Source organism: Chitinophaga sp. YR627 (assembly GCF_900114995.1).
Taxonomy (GTDB): Bacteria; Bacteroidota; Bacteroidia; order Chitinophagales; family Chitinophagaceae; genus Chitinophaga.
In genome coordinates, this window is sequence record NZ_FOUX01000001.1 from 2,072,509 (window position 1) to 2,095,757 (window position 23,249).

General features: G+C 45.4%; 16 protein-coding genes and 1 tRNA gene. 11 read left to right on the forward strand and 6 right to left on the reverse strand.

Annotated elements, in window-relative coordinates; translation table 11 throughout:
- Positions 1-3 precede the first annotated feature (3 nt).
- Both BMZ72_RS07655 and BMZ72_RS07660 read left to right on the forward strand, forming a co-directional pair.
- Positions 4-1,461, forward strand: a complete 1,458-nt coding sequence (locus BMZ72_RS07655) for a complex I subunit 4 family protein (protein ID WP_255373134.1) — start codon at positions 4-6, stop codon at positions 1,459-1,461.
- Positions 1,454-2,893, forward strand: coding sequence for an NADH-quinone oxidoreductase subunit N (locus tag BMZ72_RS07660; protein WP_089806781.1), 1,440 nt, complete (start codon positions 1,454-1,456; stop codon positions 2,891-2,893). The genes BMZ72_RS07655 and BMZ72_RS07660 overlap by 8 nt, the downstream gene beginning before the upstream one ends.
- A 203-nt stretch (positions 2,894-3,096) precedes the next feature.
- Here BMZ72_RS07660 and BMZ72_RS07665 read toward each other — a convergent pair whose 3' ends face one another.
- A complete protein-coding gene (locus BMZ72_RS07665) occupies positions 3,097-3,816 on the reverse strand; it encodes a nuclear transport factor 2 family protein (protein ID WP_089806783.1) in 720 nt (239 codons plus the stop codon).
- Positions 3,817-4,310: 494 nt separating this feature from the next.
- Between BMZ72_RS07665 and BMZ72_RS07670 the strand changes: the two genes are divergently transcribed.
- Positions 4,311-4,757, forward strand: coding sequence for a MauE/DoxX family redox-associated membrane protein (locus tag BMZ72_RS07670; RefSeq protein ID WP_089806784.1), 447 nt, complete (start codon positions 4,311-4,313; stop codon positions 4,755-4,757).
- 192 nt (positions 4,758-4,949) lie between these two features.
- A complete protein-coding gene (locus BMZ72_RS07675) occupies positions 4,950-5,201 on the forward strand; it encodes a hypothetical protein (RefSeq protein ID WP_089806786.1) in 252 nt (83 codons plus the stop codon).
- Between the two features lie 393 nt (positions 5,202-5,594).
- On the opposite strand, the gene BMZ72_RS07680 is transcribed toward BMZ72_RS07675, so the two are convergent.
- The gene (locus BMZ72_RS07680) at positions 5,595-7,004 is read right to left on the reverse strand and encodes a RagB/SusD family nutrient uptake outer membrane protein (protein WP_089806788.1); all 1,410 of its coding nucleotides are present in this window, start codon (positions 7,002-7,004) and stop codon (positions 5,595-5,597) included.
- A gap of 12 nt (positions 7,005-7,016) precedes the next feature.
- Positions 7,017-10,400 (reverse strand): SusC/RagA family TonB-linked outer membrane protein, encoded by a 3,384-nt coding sequence (locus tag BMZ72_RS07685; RefSeq protein ID WP_089806790.1) that lies wholly within the window; start codon positions 10,398-10,400, stop codon positions 7,017-7,019.
- Between the two features lie 549 nt (positions 10,401-10,949).
- Between BMZ72_RS07685 and BMZ72_RS07690 the strand changes: the two genes are divergently transcribed.
- The 3 genes from BMZ72_RS07690 to BMZ72_RS07705 all read left to right on the forward strand — a co-directional run bounded on the left by BMZ72_RS07690 (position 10,950) and on the right by BMZ72_RS07705 (position 15,758).
- Positions 10,950-11,483, forward strand: coding sequence for an RNA polymerase sigma factor (locus BMZ72_RS07690; RefSeq protein WP_177222719.1), 534 nt, complete (start codon positions 10,950-10,952; stop codon positions 11,481-11,483).
- Positions 11,484-11,536: 53 nt separating this feature from the next.
- Positions 11,537-12,655, forward strand: coding sequence for a FecR family protein (locus BMZ72_RS07695; protein WP_089806793.1), 1,119 nt, complete (start codon positions 11,537-11,539; stop codon positions 12,653-12,655).
- 697 nt (positions 12,656-13,352) lie between these two features.
- Complete coding sequence (locus tag BMZ72_RS07705; RefSeq protein WP_089806797.1) at positions 13,353-15,758, forward strand: discoidin domain-containing protein; 2,406 nt, start codon at positions 13,353-13,355, stop codon at positions 15,756-15,758.
- A gap of 221 nt (positions 15,759-15,979) precedes the next feature.
- Here the strand turns inward: BMZ72_RS07705 and BMZ72_RS07710 are convergent, their stop codons facing one another.
- Entirely contained in the window at positions 15,980-16,876 is an 897-nt protein-coding gene (locus BMZ72_RS07710) for a helix-turn-helix domain-containing protein (RefSeq protein ID WP_089806798.1), read from the reverse strand.
- Positions 16,877-17,025: 149 nt separating this feature from the next.
- Here BMZ72_RS07710 and BMZ72_RS07715 point away from each other — a divergent pair, with 149 nt between their 5' ends.
- Positions 17,026-18,009 carry an aldo/keto reductase gene (locus BMZ72_RS07715; RefSeq protein WP_089806800.1) on the forward strand — a complete coding sequence of 328 codons (984 nt, stop codon included), beginning with the start codon at positions 17,026-17,028 and terminating at the stop codon, positions 18,007-18,009.
- A 25-nt stretch (positions 18,010-18,034) separates the two neighbouring features.
- Entirely contained in the window at positions 18,035-18,835 is an 801-nt protein-coding gene (locus tag BMZ72_RS07720) for an aldo/keto reductase (protein WP_255373135.1), read from the forward strand.
- 102 nt (positions 18,836-18,937) lie between these two features.
- Here the strand turns inward: BMZ72_RS07720 and BMZ72_RS07725 are convergent.
- A tRNA-Arg gene (locus BMZ72_RS07725) sits at positions 18,938-19,011 on the reverse strand.
- A 234-nt stretch (positions 19,012-19,245) separates the two neighbouring features.
- Between BMZ72_RS07725 and BMZ72_RS07730 the strand changes: the two genes are divergently transcribed.
- The gene (locus BMZ72_RS07730) at positions 19,246-20,616 is read left to right on the forward strand and encodes a hypothetical protein (protein ID WP_089806804.1); all 1,371 of its coding nucleotides are present in this window, start codon (positions 19,246-19,248) and stop codon (positions 20,614-20,616) included.
- A gap of 17 nt (positions 20,617-20,633) precedes the next feature.
- Complete coding sequence (locus BMZ72_RS07735) at positions 20,634-21,995, forward strand: sulfatase-like hydrolase/transferase (RefSeq protein WP_089806807.1); 1,362 nt, start codon at positions 20,634-20,636, stop codon at positions 21,993-21,995.
- Between the two features lie 7 nt (positions 21,996-22,002).
- On the opposite strand, the gene BMZ72_RS07740 is transcribed toward BMZ72_RS07735, so the two are convergent.
- On the reverse strand, positions 22,003-23,241 hold the full coding sequence (locus BMZ72_RS07740) for a hypothetical protein (RefSeq protein WP_089806809.1): 1,239 nt from the start codon (positions 23,239-23,241) through the stop codon (positions 22,003-22,005).
- Positions 23,242-23,249 lie beyond the last annotated feature (8 nt).

Sequence of the window (23,249 nt, forward strand, 5' to 3'; positions counted from 1 at the left end):
TGGATGATAATTGTATTGCTGGCAGGCGGACTGTTATGCTGGTTACTCGGGAGACAATCTGCCGGGTATGCCAGATGGACCGCATTGCTGACAGTCAGCGCCGATATGGTACTGGCCTGCTGTCTATGCTGGTTATATCATGAATTCCCGGATAAAAGCTCCTGGTTCATCAACTATCAGATCAACTGGATACCCTCTATGGGTGTCAGTCTGCACGTTGCGCTGGATGGTTTCGGTATGGTGCTGCTATTACTAACATTCTTCTTAGGCATCCTGGCAGTCCTGTGTTCCTGGAATGAAATCCGGGAAAGAGCGGGATTCTATTATTTCAACCTCTTATGGACACTGGCAGGTATCAGTGGTGTATTTGTCGCGATGGACCTCTTCCTGTTTTATTTCTGCTGGGAAGTGATGCTGATCCCCATGTATCTGCTGATCATTCTCTGGGGTGACAGCCGTCGTCGTTATGCGGCCTATAAGTTCTTTCTGTTCACGCAGGCGGGTAGTCTGCTGATGTTGTTATCTATCCTCGCGGTATATTTCATCCATGGTCAACAAACCGGGCTATACACTTTCGACTATTTTGAACTACTGCGTACAACATTCCAGTCAGGTACCGCATGGTGGATCATGGCTGGTTTTATGATCGCGTTCACCATCAAATTACCCATGGTGCCGTTTCATAACTGGTTGCCCGATGCGCACAGTGAAGCCCCGACAGCCGGTAGTCTTTTACTGGCTGGCCTGCTGTTAAAAACGGGGGCTTATGGAATTATCAGATTCGTATTACCACTGCTTCCTGAAGCATCTGTAGCCATTTCCTGGTGGGCGATGTTATTCGGTGTGATCGGTATCATTTATGGCGCTTTCCTGGCTTTTTCACAGACAGATATCAAACGGCTGATCGCGTATACATCCGTCAGTCATATGGGATTTGTGCTGACAGGCATCTTCTCTTTCAGCGAGATCGCGATGCAGGGTGTTGTGATGCAGATGCTGACCCATGGTCTGAGTACAGGAGCGCTTTTCGTAATGGCGGGGATGCTGAAAGAAAGGCTGCATACCAGGGATATTACAAAAATGGGCGGTTTATGGACTTCCATGCCGGCCATGGGAGGAGCGGCTATTCTGTTTACGATGGCCTCTTCCGGATTGCCTTTGTTAGGCAACTTCATCGCGGAACTGTTTATACTGCTGGGCACATTTACGGTGAATGTACTGTTTAGTGTGCTGGCTTCCGTCGGATTGGTCCTATCCGCCCTGTACGGCTTACGTTTATTACAGCGCGTATTTATGGGGGCGATAGTCGTCACCAATCCGGTGAGAGACCTCAGTACCCGGGAGATGCTGATCATGGCTGCCTTAAGTGTCAGTATTGTGGCACTGGGATTATATCCGCAGCCGGTCATAGATACAGTACATCATTTATCGTTCACCCTTCAGCCTTTATTACATGAGTGAACTGCAATTACTATCGCTACTGCCTTTCATGGTACTGGCTGTCGCTTCGCTGGTCGTCATACTGCTGATCGCATTCCGGGCCAGCCATACGGTGATCCAGGTGACGGGGTTTATCATGATGTGTCTCGTTGTACTGGCCACCTGGTACGTGAAAGATACCTTACCCAGACTGGTGCCGCCGCTGTTTATTGTAGACGGACAGGCAGCACTCTTTACAGGACTGATCATTTTCAGTGTCCTGGTGGTGGGTTTGCTATCTTACATCTACTTTGAGGAACGCGAAGAGAATCCGAAGGAATACTATATCCTTTTATTCCTGGCTACCCTGGGCGGCGCGATTCTCACGATCAGTCAGCATTTCATTTCCTTCTTTATCGGACTCGAATTGCTTAGTGTGAGTTTATATGCACTGATCGCTTATCTGCGTACCCGCAATCATGCGGTAGAAGCTGGCATGAAATACCTCGTACTGGCAGCCATGTCATCTGCTTTTCTGTTATTCGGCATGGCACTGATCTATATGGAAACGGGTACAATGACGTTTCCCGGTATTGCAGAGAAGCTGACAGACGGTATTTCCTCTCCGTTGTTTCTGTTTGGTACAGGAGCGATGATTGTAGCGATCGGGTTTAAACTCGGACTTGTCCCTTTTCATCTCTGGATAGCAGATGTATATCAGGGTTCCCCTTCCCCTGTAACCGCTTTTATTGCCACCACCTCAAAGATCGGCGCCTTTGCGGTATTACTTCGCTTTGCGCAAACCGTGAACCTGCATGAGTATCCCCTGATGATAACGGTATTTTCCGTGATCGCTGTTGCGTCTATGGTGATGGGTAATGTGCTGGCTTTACGTCAGCAGAATCTGAAAAGACTATTAGCTTATTCTTCGATCGCACATTTTGGTTATCTGCTGGTCGCTTTTCTAACAGGTAGCAAGGCCGGCACTGAGGCTACTATTTTCTATCTGGCGGCTTATTCTATCACTTTACTGGCTGCCTTTGGCGTAATCGTGCTATTATCAACCGGTGATGAAGAGGCAGATCGTATAGAGAATTACCAGGGACTGATATGGCGTAAACCTGTTTTGGGTACAATACTGACGGTCGCGTTATTCTCACTGGCAGGCATTCCATTAACGGCAGGATTTCTGGCGAAGTTCATGGTGTTATCAGCAGGAGTGCAACAATCTCAGTGGCCATTGCTGATTGTGCTGGTACTGACAAGTGTTATTGGTTTATACTACTATCTCCGGATCATCAGTACATTGTTCGCCACAGCTGACCGTCCGGTTAATATACCGGGGCCGAGGCATCCATTCTTTTATTTCTCTACTTATGCGGCGCTGGTAGTACTGGCTGGCGCACTTTGCTGGCTGGGGGTCTTTCCGGGAATGGTCTTGCAGGGCATACGCAGCTTTTTATTATTGCATTAACTGGAATATGGGAGATGTACAGCATATTCCCTCTTTGCTCACAAGGCATCTTTCCAGGGATGATACGCCAGCGTATACGCAGCTTCTTAATATTGTATTGACTTAGGGTATGGGATACAAACAGCACAGCCGTCCTTTTGAAAGGGCGGCTGACTGCATATATTATTATGGCCGGTTTTATTTCAATGTACGGTGTTGTCGTTTTATGAGGTTCCCATCGCAGAAATCTCTTCTGTGGTATTCCAGTGCTCGGCGACCTTACCGTTTTCAAGTCTGAAGAGGTCATAGAAGGCCGCTTCACAATCTGACTGTCTGCCTTCACTGACTACAAGTGCGAAGTTCCCTTCGCCCAGTACACGGTGGATCTTATCATATTGAATAGCGGGTGGTGTGGTCTGATCCTGTATCCAGGCACAGGAGTAGTGCTGAAATTTCGCCTGCTCGCTAAAATAGCGGGAGCAAACAGTGTTATCCCCTTTCTTCACCAGCACGTCTTCCACGGTACATTTCGCCAGCTGTTTGTTTTCTGCTGTCCGCTGATATTCTGTGATATTTACTGAGCGGGCGTTTAATGGTCTTATATTATCTTCAGCAGATGAGATCTGCAGATGATCCCAGTGCTCTACTATTCTGTCGTGTTCAAATCTGAAAACACTGAATCCGATCATCACAATTTCAAAATGATATTCAACATGTGCAAATACAAAGTCACCGTCTTCCATGAGTCTGACAATGCGCACAAAAGCATTCCTGGGCCATTCTTTCAGGTAGTGTTTAAACCCCTGTAAGCCTTTACCTATGCGCTGGTTGTGTTGTACATAATGTTGTGCGTCTATGTAAGTCAGCGGCGTTTTCATACCCGTACCCATACTGGTCAGCAGCACAGCTACTTTCTCCTTCTTCGATAGTTCTAAATTCTGCATCCGGCGGGCTATTGAATGAGCTCCGGCCAGAACCGGAGCCCATGAAACTACAAATCGGCAATCCAAAAAACACACTGTCTTTCGAGCATCCCCTTGCTGGTATGGCGTTGGCGACAGGCCAACATCATGGTGATACTGTTTGTTATTCAGGCCAATAATAGACTATCTGGTCTTTTATAAAGCCTTAAAAAAACAGCAGGGATGCTGTCCTGTAAATAGATCGATAAATTTAATTCTATCGAACAAATTTAGACCATGCAGTCTTTTTCACCAAAAAAATTACTGAATAAGTGTAGCGCAGACTTTTTTTATTTATTTAACCATTCATTAACAACTGCCGATCATAGTTTTTGTATTATGCATTCGCAAAAAGCATTGAACTTTATCAGGAAAAATTAAGTCAGGGGACTGTTCTATTTTATTTAGCTAAGATCAGGCTATCAATTAGGTATTAAACAACTCATACTTCAGGACAATGTAACAATACCTACGCTATGAAAGCCAGGGACATTATTTTGCTTGCGTGCTATTTTCTGTTTACGAGCATGTTTCTTTATGCTGCAGTTTCCAAATTAATGACGTACCAGGTTTTTGTGGTGCAGATGCAACGTCAGCCGTTCTCGGATGCATATGGCAAATTTCTGACGTGGGCAATTCCGGCCGCAGAGATACTGTTTGCAATAATGATGGTAACAACTGCTTTTCGTAAACTTGGGCTTTATCTGTCGACTTCCTTAATGATCTGTTTTACCGGTTATATCGTACTGGTACAGTTCCATTACTATGGGAAGATTCCCTGTAGCTGTGGTGGCGCGATATCAAAACTATCGTGGACGCAGCACCTATTATTCAACTTATTCTTTGTTGCTATTGGCTTTCTTGGCATCTATCTCGAACGACGAGCAGAATCATTACAACAGAACGTACATCTAGCTAAATAAATCTACTGATCTAAAATTCACACTATGGGACAATCTACGCTTTGTCTTGCCACCGGCAAGGCCCCGGTAGGGTCATGTCCACCCAGAGCCGGCTAAAACAGCAGCATGTTATAGTCTATCATTAGCTTTTTTGCAGTAAGTCACACTTTTTTTTCCTGAAACATTCCTCTTAAAAATCGTCAATTGCTTCTTATGAAAAGAATCAAACTCTTATTTGCACTCACTGCGGTGTTAGCAGGTGCAGGCACCGCTATTGCTACTACCGGAAAACCTGGCGCTTCCGCTGCCGTGGAAGTAAACCGCAACTGGATTGACTGGAATGACGACCTCGTGTTAGTAAACGTACCAAAATCAGTTGCAGACCTTTACTGCGCATCGTCAATAGACATTTGTCTGAGAGCACAGGACAATGTATATATTCATACAAATGGATATTTACCTTGAGTTTGCTGTAACCATTTTCATACATCAGGGAGCTGATCATCCCCTGATGTACCTGAACCTTTCTTAAATAATTTATAACAGCTTATGTATACATGACGTAGCCAGGATTGGCCGCGTTGTGAAAAGATTTTTTTATTCCTGAATTGCTTTTCTTTTTGCTTTTACTATATCATTTTTGAATATTCCGGTGATGTATCTCTTAGCGACATAAGAGATGATTACCGGAATATCTGTTTAATCTTCTTAAACGCTACATTGCAAAACAACTAACACTTGTATTGCAAACTATCTATGATTGTTATTGCACATCTTCAAATCGCACAGACGACTATTTTGCTTTCTCTGAATAGATAATAGAGCAACGCATTTCTGTACTTCATAAGGCAGTCAACCTCAATTATACCCCGGATTCTGCTCCAATGCAGGATTCAGCAAGATCTGCGAAACCGGAATTGGCCATAAACTATCCGTATCCTGCCAATACGGCTTTATAGCCTTCATCACCTCATTTACCTTTCCACTCCTTTTAAGATCGTACCAACGATGCCCCCACTCAGCAAACAACTCTATCCTCCGCTCATGCATTATTTTTACTGACAGCTCCTCAGCAGTAATAAGCGGTTGTATATCTGCAATCAGCGGTAGTTCCGCCCTCCTGCGTACCATATCAATGTCCTCTATTGCACCGGGTAGTTGTCCGGCGGCTAAGCGACATTCAGCCCTGATAAGATACATTTCGGCAAGCCTTAGCACCGTCGTATACTCCGTAGGAACAAACCCGGGTGAAAAATCACTCCGTTTCTTATACTTAAAAGGATAATAATACACTTTACCGGCGACCACCTTATTACGCACCCATTCCGTCAGCCGCTTATCACCGGGTTCAAATGCAGCCAGCAATGAATCTGTTAATGCAAAACTCGGCCGTCCGGAGCCCGCAGGGATCAACCAGTTACCTTCCATGGTATTATAGCCCGTCAATACCGGCTGTAACTGGAAAATAGCCTCGTTACTAACTGCCAGAAATACATCCTTTAATGCTTCCAGTCTGTAATAACCCGCATTAATCACATCTGTCGCCTCCCGCTCAGCAGCGGCCCATTGTTTCCTATGCAGATAATAGGTTGCCAGCAACGCTCCTGCTGACCACTTATTGGCCCTGGCCCTGTCTGTTGACGGATATCCTATACTTAACAATGTCTTTGCGGTGATCAGTTCTGTTTCTATAAAAGCTTCTACGGTCGTGATAGCCGTCCTGGGCATCTTTTCGTTTTCCAGGTAAGACGTCACTTTTACAAGGGGAACGGCGCCAAAACAATTGCTCAGATGAAAGTAGATCAACGCCCGGAGAAAGTGGCATTCTCCCAGCAACTGGTTCTTTAGTGCAGCAGGTAACTCTTTACTGTCTTCTAATCCTTCTACACAGGCATTGACGCTATAGATATACCGGTAGGCGGCATTCCAGAAAAATTCCCGGACGGTGGTATTATCGGAGGACAATGTCGAATTATAAAATTCAACGATCGAAGGCTGTGTTGCCGTATATGCCAGTTCATCACAATACACGCCTGTATAAACGCTGGTAGCACCGGATATCAGATTCGTAGACAATGAAAGTCCTGAGTAAATACCGGCTACCGCTGCGACCGCAGAATCCTTATTACCGAATACCTGTTTCCCGATCGTCTTATTATCGGGTACAGGTACATCCAGCATCTTTGAGCAGGCGGTCAGACAAACCACTCCCAAAAGGACATATAAGAGATATTTCGCTGTAATGCTTTTAATGACTGTTCTTTTCATATAACCGCGTATTTAAAAAGAAGCCCTTACGCCCAATGCCACCGTTCTTAATGGAGGCAACGCAAACGGACTCGCAGTTTCAGGATCGCCTGCCTGATACCGCGTGATGGTAAAAAGATTCTGTGCTTTGCAATAGATCCTGATGTTGTCCAGTTTAAGCCTGGTAAACAGATGAGGAGGCAGCGTATAATAGATGTACACGTTTCTCAGTTTCATAAAACTCGCATCAGAATAAGCCTTGTCAGAATTAATAATACGGGTACGATCGCTGTATACATCTCCGCCCGACATCGTGGAAAATCTTGGATAGATGGCATTATCGCCATATTGGCCCCAGCGGTCCAGTACTTCAACTGCCTGATTTACCGGTGCTCCCGGCAGTGCATTTCTGATATAAGTGGCATACAGATAATTGGGCGCCAGCTGTTTTCTGAAGTCCCCCAGCAGGGTCAGTTCTAATGCCTTCCAGCTCAATCCCAGACGGAATCCGCCAAACCAGGAAGGGTCCAGGTGACCTATTACCTGGTAATCATTAACACTGTAACCACTGACCCCGTCCTTATCCTGGATGACAAAAAGTCCCGTTGCAGGATCGACACCGGCTACATGTAATTTATTCAGCACTTTCACGGACTCACCCACCACATAAGAGCCATAATAAGCAGATGTAGACAGTTTCTCAAAGCGGAGTAGTCTGCTCTTCGGAACAGTCAGATTAACGCCTGTAAACAGCTTAAAATCGCCGCTTTTGATGATTGTCGCATCGAATGTAAACTCCCATCCACTGTTTCTGATAGCAGCATCTATATTTTTGAGAATGTCGTTAAAACCGGTCTGTGAAGGCAGATTATAGCGCACCAGCTGATTAGAGCTGCGATTCGTAAAATAAACAAGTGAAGCATACATATCCGCCGGCGTAAACTCGAGGTCCAGTCCGAATTCTATTTTCCGGCAGGTTTCCCAGGAATAGGCCGGATTATACAATGCATCGGGTCTCAATCCGGATGTACCCTGATAAGGTCCGCCGGATACCGGCGACCAGGTATCAAGGTATTTATAGTTTTCAATTTTATCGTTGCCGGTCACCCCGATACTGCTGCGCAGCTTACCATAACGTACAAAGCCATTCAGCGGCTGGAAGAACTTTTCTTTTGAAAAGATCCAGGCCACACCGGTTGCCCAGAAATTACCAAAGCGCCGCTCGGGACTGAACTTACTACTCCCATCCCGGCGGAAGGTCATATCAAGGATATACTTCTGATTATATTTATAGTTGAACTGTGTGAAGAATGCGCCATACCTGTACTGACTCGATTCGGGTGTAAAATTATTGTTCTTCAGCGGCGCCTTGTCAGGAAAGCGAAGGTATAGATCGTCGGTATATCCATATCCGGTTACAGACGATATATTAGAGGTGGCGTACTGGAACGAATAGCCCCCCAGCAAGGTAAAATCACCTTGTTTGATATGTTTTGCAAACTGCAGTACCGGGTCGAACATCAGACTTTTATATTTACCGGTAGCAAAAGATGAGCTACCGGTAACTGTACTATCGGTGTAAGGATTCTGGGACGCAATAGGTAATAAGCTGTTTTCGTATACATTGACGCCTGTCAGGCCGATATTCGCTTTCAGCCGGAGATCAGGCAGGATCTCGTAAGAAGGCGTTACATTAACGATCAGGTTATTCTTGACCATAGAATAGCGCTTCAGTCTTTCCGCCATCGGATTTGCGAAGGATTCTCCTCCTTCCTGCCACACCAGGTTATGATGCGCATCGTAGGGCTTTGGCGCATTCGGAGGCAGCATTTCTCCCGAAGACGCAGGACTGAACAACTGGTTGTTATCTACTGAATAATTAGCATACACACCCAGCTTAAATCTTGCATCTTTCGACTGATGGTCGGCTGCCAGATTGATGGTGCTGCGCAGATAGGACATATCTTTCGAATAGACTGTCCCTTCCCGGTAAATCCCCGTACTCAGTAATAGTCTCGTATACTTTGTACCACCGGAAATACTGATATTCAGGTCATTCATACCCGCCAGTCTTCCCCTCAGCATTTTCTGCCAGTCCGTATACCGGGTTGTGTCCCACAAAGTAAGATCAGGCGCATAGCCGGGTGTTCCCGGTATGTCGTTGGGATCGATCGTATCATTCCGGAAAGCCTCCTTACGCATACTGATATACTGCCGGGTATTCAGGAGAGATAGTTTGCTGGATACAGCGTTTATCCCATACATATAATCCAATGTCACCTTCAGTTTCCCTTTTTCTCCTTTTTTCGTATTGATGATCACCACTCCGTTAGCACCCCGGCTGCCATAGGCGGCAGTCGCCACCGCATCTTTCAGGATGTACATGGATTCAATATCATACAACCCGAAAATGGTAAAAGGACTGATACCACCTTCTTCACTCTGGGAGGCTATGGAAGGCAGCTGATTGATCCGTTCACCATAACCGGGCAACTGTGTACCATTTACTATATATAATGGATCGGATCCATTGAACAGGGAGTTGATGCCCCGGAGATTTACTTTAATCGCTGCGCCCGTAACACCACTTGATTGTGTGATCACCATACCGGGTATGCGGCCCTGTAATGATAAAAGCGGATTTCCGGTAGGACGGCCTTCAATTTCCTTCGCTGTTACCTTGGATACAGAACCCGACGAGTATCGGTTTGAGTTACCCATATATCCCACTACCGTTACCCCATCAAGGCTGTTATCAGCCTGTCTGAGAATGATCACCTCTTTCTGACCGGACTGCAACAGCCGCTCCTGCCCTTCATATCCCATAAAAGTAATCAGTACATGTGGTTTCGCTTCTGTGGAGAGAAAACTGAAATTCCCCGCAGTATCCGAGCTGGCGCCTTCCTTCTTTCCCTTCACCTGTATGGTCGTGCCTGGCAATGATGATCCATCCTCATCGATCACCTTTCCCGTTATACGATAATGTGAAACACTAACGGTTATCTCTGATGAAGAAGCTTTATCTGCCTCCGGTTTTTTGTCCATTTTATCTTTTTCCTCCAGCGGCTGGATCTTCACCATATTCAGGTGTTCCAGCGGCTCCAGTTTCAGCTGTTTTTTCCTAAATAGCTTTTCCAGGGTAAAGCGTAATGATTTATTATGTACATCTATACTATATATCTCTTTCCCCTCAAATGAACTATTGAGTAAAACGCTCGTTTGGGCCTGTAATGTGTCCAGAATAACAGACAGCGGCTGCCGTTTCATTGTAACGGACACAAGTTTGCCGTCCAGCATAGGGCTATGCTGTGCACGAACACCTTCAGTAAGCAACAATGACAAAAACAGCAGCACGAGATATAGGATGCTGGCATATTTCTCCTGAAGTCGCATATGACGTACATAAAAATGCTTCATTCAAAAAATATTCCCCATGATTTAAGACATAACTATAGCAGTGTATCGATGATGTACATTAATTAAAAAGAAGCGTTGGGGTTGCAATCGGTTGTTGACCTCTAATGGTTCATATATTACAATTCTCTTCACAGTGTTCCCCGCTTACAGGTTAGTACTGCTTACAATCTTAGTGTCAAATTTAACATGTATTCTTTAGTCTGATAAAAAAATTATTTTTTTGATCGAAATCGGATTTTGGGTTTGTCTTAATATCAAAACTGTCCCCTCTAAAGTAACCAATTGTTACTTCCTATGGAACCCCTAAATTTATATTACTAGCATCCAAAACAGTAGAAGAAAAATGTATAGTACACGTTGGGAAATAACGATTAGATTGAAATATGAGCGTACTGCCGGGATTTTTCGAAAGATATATCGAAATGCCAATTTGAGGGCTGTATGGATATCTCCCCCTCATGCTGACCTTTCTGTTTCCTCTTTTAATGAAAATCGGGTAAACTCCAGTAATAGTGTGTTTACTAGTACTCACTAAACCATATGACATCTATGGAGAATATCGAGGATGCCAGATTGCTTTCAGACATCAAAAATGGGTGTCAAAAGGCATTCGGCACACTTTATAGTAGATACGAAAGATTTCTCAGGGCCAAGATCACTTACCTCTTCGGGGATAATATTGAGGCTGAGGAAGTCGTACAGGATCTCTTTGTCGACTTCTGGGAAAAAAGAGAGCGGATAAACGTACATACGGACTGCCGCGGCTATCTGATGAGAGCAGCCATTAACCGCGCCAACAATAAACTCAGCAAAAGAAAAACAGACTATCACCGGGAGCAGAAATATTCCCGGGAGGCTCCCCCTTTTGATGATCCGTCGGCGCACAAGGATTCTCTCTCAAGCGAAGTAGTAATAGCTATGGATAAATACCTGCCTGCCGCCGATTCAAATATTATGAAGCAGGTCTATCTCGAAGGACGTAAACAACAGGAAGTGGCAGACGAATTAAATATCTCATTGCCAACTTTAAGAGGCGTTATCGTCAGGTCTGGCAAAGCATTGAGAAAAATATTTAAAAAATAATCGGGTTTCTTGATCATTTTTCATTTTTAGTTCTGTCTTTTAAATACACAACCATGGAAAATATGCCCCTGGAAATTGAAACCCTCATAATAGCAGAGATAGCACAGGCTATCACACCTGAAGAGCAGGCGCACCTGAATGAACTCAGAGATAATGATCCTGCCATACAGGTACTATCCGATAGATTATACGGGCAGTTGGGTGGACTTCATAAAAAGACAAATGAAGAGATTGAAGAGTCCGTCCGCCGTATCATTGCACGGGCAAACACCGGTAAAATATATAAACGCAGAAGCGTATTGGTCATGCTTCGCATCCCAGTCATCGCAGCAGCCAGCCTATTCGGCGTTTACATGCTGGCGACAAAAGGATATGAGTCTTACCTGAGTAAGATTCCCGAACTGGCCAGACAGGCAGACGACGAAAGTACCTATCTGTTTGATGGCAACCGATGGATGTCTATTAAAGATGGAGAACTGAATATCACCAAAGATGGACAACTCTACAGTAATAATACCCGGCTGAACACACCGGAAAAAATGTTCACCAGATCCAATGCAGCAATACAGGTAGGCCGTAGAAAAACGCTCAGTATCAGACTGGCCGACGGCAGCAGTATTGTCGCAAATGCAGGATCAACAATCAGATTGCCGAAACGATTTGCCGACAAAGAAAGAAAAGTATTCATCAGCGGTGAAGCATACTGCGATATCGCCTCCCGCGCCGGCCATCCATTCATTGTGACTTACCCAACCGGCAAAGTCGAAGTTTTAGGCACTGCTTTCAACGTCCGTACCTACGATAACGAAACGCCCAGTGTCGCCGTCGTAGAGGGCCGGGTGAGAGTCGACAACAAAGGCGCTACTACCATCCTTTCTGAAGGACAAAAAGCGACCTACATAAAGGGCCGGTACAAAGTAGCCAGATTTGATGTCGACGTAGTCACCGCCTGGAAGAAAAACATCGTTTTCTTTCCAAACGCCAGTAAACAGGAGGTGGAAAGCGCCTTCGAGATTTACTACGGTAAAAAACTGTCAATCGACAGGGATTTTCCGGGAGGCATGGGCAGAATCAACATTGTGCGTAGTGAAAAAGAAAGTGAGTTCATAGATCAGCTGCCGCATGATCTCAAAGAAACGCCCAGTGATGACGGTATCCTGCACGTTCAATAAGTTTATTCCCATGATGTACATATAATTCCTTGAAAACTCTATTCCCCTCGAAAAAGCCATTATAATGAATAATGATTTTTCATCGGGCCATTGTATTGTTAACCTCAGTTTTATTTAGCTAGTAATCTTATAGCCGGTAAGTTTCTTACCGGCTTCTTTTTTGAGTATATACACCGCAAATCCCAATCTCTTTCACTGATAATCACCCATTTAACCTTCACCTCTATCCATATTAAATAAATTCCTATTGCAAATACTACGATTTGCATAATTTCACACTTCGTGAAGTACGCCATATACGGTAAAGTATCCTTTAAATACTATTTGATGCCGTTTAGATATTTGTTATCCTACGTTAATCCTACGTTCATGAACGTAAGATTAACGTAGGATAACAAATATCAAAGCCTGATCTAAGCCTTGTCAGTTCCATTGACCGATCCGTGTTGCAGCCATTAATACAACTTTTATTCCATTACATTTTTTTATACTCAAAATAACCGATTTGAAAAGCCATCAATTTACAACTGCCACGTAGCAGCACCTGTACCAAACTATTGTACAGCCATAGATTCCATTACAAAATCCTCCCTGAGCGCTTTCCGGGAGCCTGATAGTTATTGTCTGTACCAACCAGCAATAACCATATCCATCCGGAAGATTTCCTTCATATAATCATTTAAACAACAGTTTGACTATGCAAAAACTGAAGCTACTGTTTCTTGCAGCTTTCTCGATGTTTTCGATGAAAACATTTGCACAACAGTCCTGCTACAACGTAGTAGGCTACTACCCCTCCTGGGTAGCCGGTGGGAACTATTATATCAATAGTCCTTCGAAAATTGACTACAGCAGGTACACGCACATTTGCTACGCCTTTTCCATCCCCGACGGGAACGGAAATATGTCGTCCGTTGACAACGCCTCCGCATTGAGAGACCTTGTCAGCCGTGGACACGCAGCAAACGTAAAAGTACTATTATCCGTTGGTGGCTGGCTGACCTCCTCACCATCCAACACGCCATTTGAGGCAATTTCAACAAATGCCACAGCGATCAACAATTTCGTTAACGCCTGTGCAAACATGGTCACCACCTATAACCTGGATGGTATCGATCTGGATTGGGAATACCCAACATCCAAAACCAGGTGGAACGCTGTCGCAGTTCCATTAGGTAACCGGCTCCATAGCATGGGTAAACTGTTTACCGCCGCTGTATCAGAAAGCGGTAACAACAATGGTAACAACTATGATAACGTCACCATGCTGGACCTGGTAAACATCATGTGTTACGGTAACGATGCCCTGGCCAGCAGCGCGATGTCTTACTGGACCTCCCGCGGCGTACCGCAGAACAAAAGAATGCTGGGCGTTCCTTTCTACAGCTCCGACAATAACAGCGCGGAACACGTTAGAAAAGCCAATATGGCGAAAACTACCGGCGGTGGTATCATGATCTGGGATATCGCATCTGAATACGGCGATATCAACGCGATCTACAACACGCTTGGCACCATCTGTAAAGGAGATGTCAATCCGGTACCACAGAACCTTGCCTCTAACAAACGCGTAGTAGTATCCTCCACTGAAGTCAGCACTACTACCAGCACTGTAGCCTCCAATGCAACAGATGGTAACTACGGTACACGCTGGTCTTCCACGTTCTCTGATCCACAATGGTTATATGTTGATCTGGGCGCCACTTACAACGTCAACAGGGTGAAGATCACCTGGGAAGCTGCCTATGCCAGCGCCTATGATATCCAGATCTCTGCTGACTCCATCAACTGGTCTCCGCTGAGATCAATCACCGGTAATACCACACTCGTAAATGATGTGACCGGACTCGCTGGTACCGGCCGTTATGTACGTATCAATGGTACAACAAGAGCAACTGCCTATGGTTATTCTATCTACGAACTGGAAGTATACGGTAATGCAGTCGTATCTCAGACACCATATGGTGGTTCCAACTGGGCAATTCCTGGTAAAATAGAAGCGGAAAACTACGATAACGGTGGAGAAGGTGTTGCTTATCATGACCTGACACCTGCTAATCAGGGTGGTCAGTATCGTACTGCTGAAGCGGTTGACATCGAAACATGTAACGAAGGTGGCTACAACCTCAGTTATGTGCAGAACGGTGAATGGTTTGAATACACCGTAAATGTAAACACTGCCGGTGTATACACCTTACAGGCCAGGGTAGCAACCAATGCTGCGGGTAAATCATTCCACATAGAACTGGACGGACAAAACATCTCTGGTCCGATTGCTATTCCTAATACAGGTGACTGGCAGACATGGACCACTGTCAATGTCACAACTCCAGCCCTCACTACCGGTACCAAAGTATTACGACTGGTAGTTGATGCTGCTGAGTTCAACATCAACTGGCTCAATTTCACCTTGCAGTCCGACAACATCGCGGCTAATAAAACAGTCAGCGCATCTTCTGTAGAACCTGAAACGGATTTCTCTGCTATTAAGGCTTTCGATGGTGATGCCACTACCACACGCTGGTCTTCTGCCTATACAGACAGTGAATGGATAGCGGTTGATCTGGGTACAACGCAGAGCGTTTCTAAAGTAGTGCTCAAATGGGAAAATGCATTTGCAAGCGCTTATCGTATAGAAACATCGCTGGATAACAGCAACTGGTCCGTACAGAAAGAAGTAACAGACGGCGCAGTGGGAACAGCTACTATCAGCTTCCCTGCTGTTAACGCACGCTATGTAAGAATGCATGGTGTTAAACGAGGTACACCATACGGCTACTCTATCTGGGAATTTGAAGTATATCCTGCTCCGGCAGCCGGCAGACAAACCATTGCTGCTATCAATCCGGAAAAAGCAGTCACTGCAAAACCAGCATTATTTGCCGTAAACATCTGGCCAAACCCTGCATCAGATGTATTAACAGTACAGACCAAAGGCGCAGCGCCACTGGCAGTATTAAAAGCATACAGCATCGATGGCAGAGTGGTTTATCAGTCTAAAGTAAATGGTGCAAACCAGGTACAGGTAAACGTCTCCGGATGGCCTAAAGGTATCTATGTTATCGAAGTGGGTGATAGCAGAAAGAAAGTAGTAGTAGAATAAGAGTGAAGATTAATTATTAAGATCGCCGGACAAGATCAGTTGATCTTGTCCGGTTTCGCTACATGGATTGTCCGGGGATGATCTGCAGAGGTAAACACCAGTATCCCGGCATAACAGGCTCCAATGTCAGCTGTACATCTTCTCCCATCCTAACCTTATCATAGTTAAATGCAGGCGGTTGCAATACCAGCAGGATATCAGGTAAATGTAAATAAATTCATTTAATTCATCGTCCGGTAATCATGCGGTGTAACGCCTGTTTTTTGCTTGAATAAACGGGTGAAATGCTGCGGGTATTTAAAGCCTAGTTCATAAGCGATTTCACTCACAGATCTATTCGTATCAAACACTCTCTCTTTCGCCACATCTATGACCTTTGCCTGAATGTATTCCTGCGCAGATCTGCCGGTTTCTTTCTTCACCAGGTCACCAAAATAATTGGGGGATAAATGCAGGGCTTCGGCACAATAAGCTACGGAAGGTAAGCCTTCGTGCTGCGGTTTATCGGATGAAAAATAGCTTTTTAATAAGTATTCAAACCGTTCCAGGATTCCTTTGTTTGCATTGTCGCGCGTAATGAACTGGCGATCATAAAAACGGATACAATAATTGAGCAGCAACTCGATGTTGGATGCAATCAGCATTTTACTGTGCTTGTCTATATTTTGCGCTAGTTCATACTCGATCTTTGAGAAGCAATCAATCACAATACTTTTCTCTTTATCCGACAGGTGAAGCGCCTCATTTACATCATACGAAAAGAAAGAATAATCCTGAATGTGTCTGCCCAATGGAGTGCCATTGATCAGGTCGGGATGAAAGAGCAATACCCAGCCTTTCAGCGCAAATGGTTCAACACCGGGTTGCACACCTACTACCTGTCCTGGCGCTACAAATATCAGACTCCCCTCCTGATAGTCATAGTCCTTTCTGCCATAGCGCAATTTACCACAGTTCAGTTCTTTCAGACCCACCGCATACAAACCAAAATTGAATGATCTGGCGGGCATCGGTTGCGCCGTCGAAAGGTCGATCACTGTAACCAGCGGATGTTTGGTAGCTACGCCCCGCATAGTATTGTATTGCGCAATGCTGGCGATTTTTACGATCTCTTCCATACCCTATTCTTTTATCGCTACAAAAATACAGCTTCCATAGATCCTTTTTCATACCGGTCCCCCAATAAGTAATATTGGTAGGGATCCCTGTAATCTGTATACAAAACGGCTCCCCCTTTCTTTACAATTTTGCAGTACAAACATACAAAATGAAAACACGACAATTAGGAACCTCAGGATTAGAAGTCTCCGAACTCGGATTCGGCTGCATGGGATTAAGCCATGGCTACGGTCCGGCTACAAATGAAAATGATGCCATTGCACTCATTCAAAAAGCCTATGAATCGGGCACTACATTCTTTGATACCGCAGAAGTATATGGACAAGGCGCCAATGAACAGCTGGTAGGAAAAGCATTACATCATGTACGTGATAAAGTAATTATCGCTACCAAGTTTGGCTTTAAGAACGGCAGGAATACAGACGGTTTGGATAGCCGCCCGGAACGCATCAGAGAGGTGGCGGAAAACTCGCTCCGGTATCTGCGAACCGACTATATCGACTTATTTTATCAACACCGCGTAGACCCTGATGTGCCTGTTGAAGAAGTTGCCGGCACCGTAAAAGATTTGATCGCCGAAGGTAAAGTAAAACACTTCGGTATGAGTGAAGCCGGCATCCGGAGTATACGCAGGGCGCATGCCGTGCAACCCGTGGCAGCCCTGCAAAGCGAGTACTCCATGTTCTGGCGCGAACCTGAAAATGAGATCATTCCATTACTTGAAGAACTGGGCATTGGCTTCGTTCCGTTTAGCCCGTTGGGCAAAGGATTTTTAACTGGTAAGATGAATGCAGACACCGAATTTGACAAGACTGACTGGAGAAATGTAATGCCTCGTTTTACCAAAGAAAACCGTAAAGTCAATCAAACCATTGTTGACCTTGTAACAAAGATTGCGGGAGAACATAACGCAACACCAGCACAGATTGCACTGGCATGGCTGCTGGCGCAAAAGCCATGGATCGCACCGATTCCGGGAACCACAAAAATGACTCGCCTGGAAGAAAATATAGGCGGTGCAGACATCTCCTTAGGCAACGATGATTTAGCCATCATCAATAAGGCACTGGACAATATCAGTCTTCAGGGAGAACGTTACCCTGCAAGCCTCGCAAACCTGCAAGGTCGGTAAATAACATACAGATAGTTACAAAGTGATGAACATAACATTAAATAACGGCATAAAAATGCCGCTGCTTGGTTTTGGTACCTATTTGCTTCGGGACGGTTCAGCGTGCGAACATGCTGTGCTGCATGCCTTGAATACCGGCTACAGACTGATCGACACCGCTGCGGCATACCATAATGAGGAATCAGTGGGCAACGCGATTAAAAAAAGTAAGGTCAAACGGGAAGAGATCTTTGTGACCACAAAATTTTTGCCGGCAGATGCAGGATATGAAAAAGCAAAGCGCGCCTTTGAAACATCGCTAAAAAATCTGGGGCTTGACTATATTGATCTATACCTGATCCATCTCCCACAGGGAGACGTAAATGCCTCCTGGACAGCAATGGAAGAATTGTATAAAGAAGATAAAGTAAGGGCTATAGGTGTAAGCAATTTCAATATAGATCAGGTGCAGGATTTAATGAAGCAACATAGTATAATACCAGCAGTCAACCAGGTGGAGACACATCCATTCTCCCAAAAAACAGACATGCAGAAAGCCTTAAAATCACAAGGCATTCAGCTGGAATCCTGGGCCCCGTTTGCTCAGGGTAAAAACAATCTTTTTAATAATGAACTTTTAAAAACACTTTCAGAAAAGTATAATAAGAGCATTGCACAGGTGGTGCTGCGATGGTTAATTCAAAAAGAAATCGTAGTTATTCCGAAATCAGCAAATGAGAAAAGGATCATTGAAAATTTCAATGTATTTGACTTTGAGTTGTGTGCGGATGATATGATAACTATGAAATCGCTGGATAGAGGTGGTGGACTTATCTATCACGTTTAAAAAGAGGGACCTACCCAGGCTTGGCTTACGCTTCAAAACAAAAAAGCCGGAGAGATCATCTCCGGCTTTTTACAATTTCCTCCAGATAGGAGAAAGATGTTGTGACCTCGTCTGGATTCAAACCAGAAACCTTCTGATCCGTAGTCAGATGCTCTATTCAGTTGAGCTACGAAGCCATTTCCCATGTTGGGATTGCAAAAGTAGACAAAAAATCGAAAACACCAAAAACTATCTCAGCTTTTTTTCAAAAATACCACTGCTTCCCACTATAAAGATAACCTTTCCGCTACTCAGCACCAAAGATCTTAACAATACAACCAGCCTCTTCCAGACAATCTTTGGCCCATTCGATTCTTTTAACTTATTTGCGCCAGATAATAACCCTCCATCCTGCCAACCAGGAAAACAATATGGAACAAATGAATGAAACCCTGAACGATCAGATTGCCAGACTGAATGATAACGAAGACGCAGACGGCCTGATCCGGCTGATCCGCCAACTACCTCCAGACCAGCTTCAACAACATCAAACTGCCTTATCAGAAGCCAGTGAAAGCGTATTTTACATCTGGCTGACCGATCTCCAGCTCGGGAAAATAAGACAGGAAGACCAGGACGCCGTCACCGCAATGCTGGCAGAACTGATACAGGCGCTGGAAATAGTGCAACCGGAAACACCTCATCACCTCATGCGGGCGCTGTTATATGAGCAGATAGCCGATCAGCAGACAGCTCCGGTTGAAAAACTCGCCTATATCCAAAGAGGAATTGACGAATATACCGCCGGACTGCAACAACGCACAAACCCGGAAATGCAGGCCAAACTGGCAGAAGCCTTGCTGAATAAAATGCAGCACACACAGGACTATAACGAAAAAGACCTGACCGGGATCCTGCATTTATTTCAAACCGCCTTTATCTCGTATTCAGAACTGATCCTGATCTATTTTCTACATGGCACTTTCCGCCTGCTGAACTTTCCTTTTGATGAAAATAACAGCTGGCATCACCGCTTTTTCGCTCAACTGGAAACTGACCTCAAAGCCTTCGCAGCCGTAGACCCATATATCTACCTGGAATATGTCAATATCCTGCGCAGATTACTGGAAAATGAGCTGTATCAAATACCTGCGGACTACAAAACCGTTCTGCACAAAAAGATCATCGCCCTGCTGGAACCGCTCAAAGATTATGAAACGGAAAGCGAACAACGCCTGAACCACCTCGGACAGGCATTTGAAAAAGTAGCAGAAGGCATAGAAGATCATACCACCAGACTCAATTTCTATCGTGCCGCCCTCTCTTTCTTTACCCAGGGACAACAGATCAACCCTGCTGCCTGGACTTTCCCGGTCTATGCGACCAACGTCTTAATGGAAATGGCCCGTATAGATACACCCGACAAGGTGATCCCTTTATTTGAGCAGGGGAAGGCCTTATTTGCCCTCACCTACACTTATGGACCAGACTTCACCCTAATGCACTATTGGGGCAAATTCCTCATCGAATACGCCAGACAGGCCTATAATTTCCAGGCGCCGGACATCCTGAAGGAAGCAGAAGAGAAATTGCTGTCGGCCAAACAACTGGGTAATGGTTTTTACGACCAGCCCTACCGCGGACTCGCAAAAGTGGCACTCAAACTGGGTAACAAACAACAATGTCTTGATATCTTAGCCGAATGCAAAAAAGTCTTTACAACAGACTACCACGAATACGAACACAGCTTTGTACTGGCTGATGAAGATTTCAAAGAAATCTGGCCAGACCTGAATCATTAAATAAAACCCGGAATCAGATGAAGGCAAGCTATTTCTATCTAATGATCTTATTACTGGCCAACACGCACCTGGCTTACTGTCAAAAGCCCGTTCCGCCCAATGTGGTGATCATACTGACCGATGACATGGGATACGGCGATATCAGCTGTTATGGTGGTAACGTGATCTCCACACCTCACATCGACAGCATGGCGAAAAACGGTATGCGTTGCACCCAATACTACAGCGCAGCACCGATCTGCTCACCTTCCCGCGCTGGCATCCTCACCGGGATGTATCCCGCCCGCTGGAACTTCAGTACCTATCTGGACAACAAAAAACATAATAAAGCAGCAGAACAAACAGATTACCTGGACCCGAAAGCACCCTCCATCGCACGCTTCTTTAAAAATGCTGGATATGCCACCGGCCATTTCGGCAAATGGCACCTCGGCGGAGGTCGTGATGTAACGAACGCGCCAGGCTTTGAACAATATGGCTTCGATGAACATGCCAGCACCTATGAAAGCCCGGACCCGGATCCGCTACTCACAGCCACCAACTGGATCTGGTCTGATAAAGACAGCATCAAACGCTGGGACCGCACGGCCTATTTTGTAGACAAAGCACTTAGCTTTCTCCGTAACCATACCGGCCAGCCCTGCTTTGTCAATCTCTGGCCCGACGATGTGCATACGCCCTGGGTACCCCGCCGGTCAGACGGCGACACCACCCGCTTAAAACCAGAAGAAGAAGCCGCCCTGAGAAAAGTCCTGAAAGAATATGATGTACAGATTGGCCGCTTCCTCGCCGAACTAAAAAGATCTGGTCTCGATAAAAATACCATCGTCATCTTCACAAGCGATAATGGTCCGCTACCTACTTTCAACAATAGCCGTACATTGAAATTACGCGGTTCTAAACTATCGCTCTACGACGGCGGTACAAGAATGCCGTTCATCATCAACTGGACCGGACATATCAAACCGGGTAGTATCGACAGTACCTCTATGCTCACAGGACTGGACCTCCTGACGACACTTACCGGCATGGCAGGTATTAAGTTACCGGACGACTACCATAGCGATGGCATTGATCGTTCCGCCGTCTTTACCGGAAAAGCATCTCCCCGTAACAAAGACATGTACTGGGAATACGGCCGTAATAATATCGCCTACGCCTATCCCAAAGACGTGGCATGGAACAGAAGTCCGCAGCTCGCCATTCGCTCAGGAGACTGGAAATTCCTGATGAACGCCGATCATAGTGAACCGGCCTTGTACAACCTGAAGCTAGATCCGGGAGAAACACGCGACATGAGTGCCATCAACCCCGGTATGGTCAAACAGCTGTCTACTGATCTCATGAACTGGTGGACGGCCATGCCAAAACTCAAATAACAACACATTATTTCCCGGAATCCCACAATACTTTAATCGTCTCTTCCTGTCCGTAGCCAATCGGACAGGAAGCACTTTTCGTATTCGCCCTGTAACTCCCCTCCGATTCATTCGGACAAGTGATCATTCTATTCCCCGGCATTTGTAAATGCCCATTCGGATCTGTTTGTTGCAACCAGCGATGCGCATAAGCCAGCCAGCTATTGCGGTAGTCTGCCGGCTGCAGGGAAAACCAGGATATCTCATCCCATCCCCATACAAAATGATCAGTCGTATCCGCTACATTAGGCGCCTTCCCTCTGCCAAAATTATCAAACTCTACCAGATACGGTAAATGATCACATTTCCAGCCACTCGGGGTAATACCGCCCTTGCTTTTATTATAAATACCATCCAGGAAATTAACCGCCAGCACACCTTCATACGGCTTTTCAGGGAGCTCCTTCACACGCAGGGGAAATGAATTAAAGTCCAGCAGACTACTCCCCTCATACAACATACCACCATATGGCACATGCGCATCCAGTATCACCCAATGCCTGCGTGCATGCTTTCCCGCATATGCGCGGATTTTATGGATAAGTCCCGCCCAGGCCTTCTTCCCCGGATCATTCATACCGATCAGCTCTATCTGCCCCAGATGAAATGCCTCACAACCAATATTCATATAAGAGCAGGCCAGGAAATAAAACCATAACTGCGTCTCCTGTTCACTGATATCCGGCACACTACTCCCTTTCCGCCAGTGATCAACAAACTTTCCTCCCTTGTTCAACATCGCCCGGTAAGAAAAATTACGCCTCTGTACCGGCAAGCCATAATCTTTAAAGACCCATGCCGGCACGGGCACCTCGTTCACCTCCTCCGTAACGATTTCGAATAAACACCCCTGAAAAACCATCTCCGGATCACTGGCATGTAAACGCTTCATAATGGTACGCGCACTATCCCAGAAGGCCGCCTTATTCAGCAGACTTTCACCTCCCCAGCGATAGATGGCACGTCCGATAAACTTCGCCCCAATATCCTTTACCATACGAACATCATCTGCATGATAGGAATAAGGACGTCTGCCTTCCGGACGATCCGGGATCAACAGATAAACCATCGTAATAGCGCGGTCAAGATAATTTTCCAGTACCTCCCTGGATATACCCGCTTTACCAAATTGATAGGATTTCTTTTGTGCAGCGCCGGCGATTGGCAACAACTGCACACATAACATGGCAATAAAAAGAATTCTCATGATGTTGA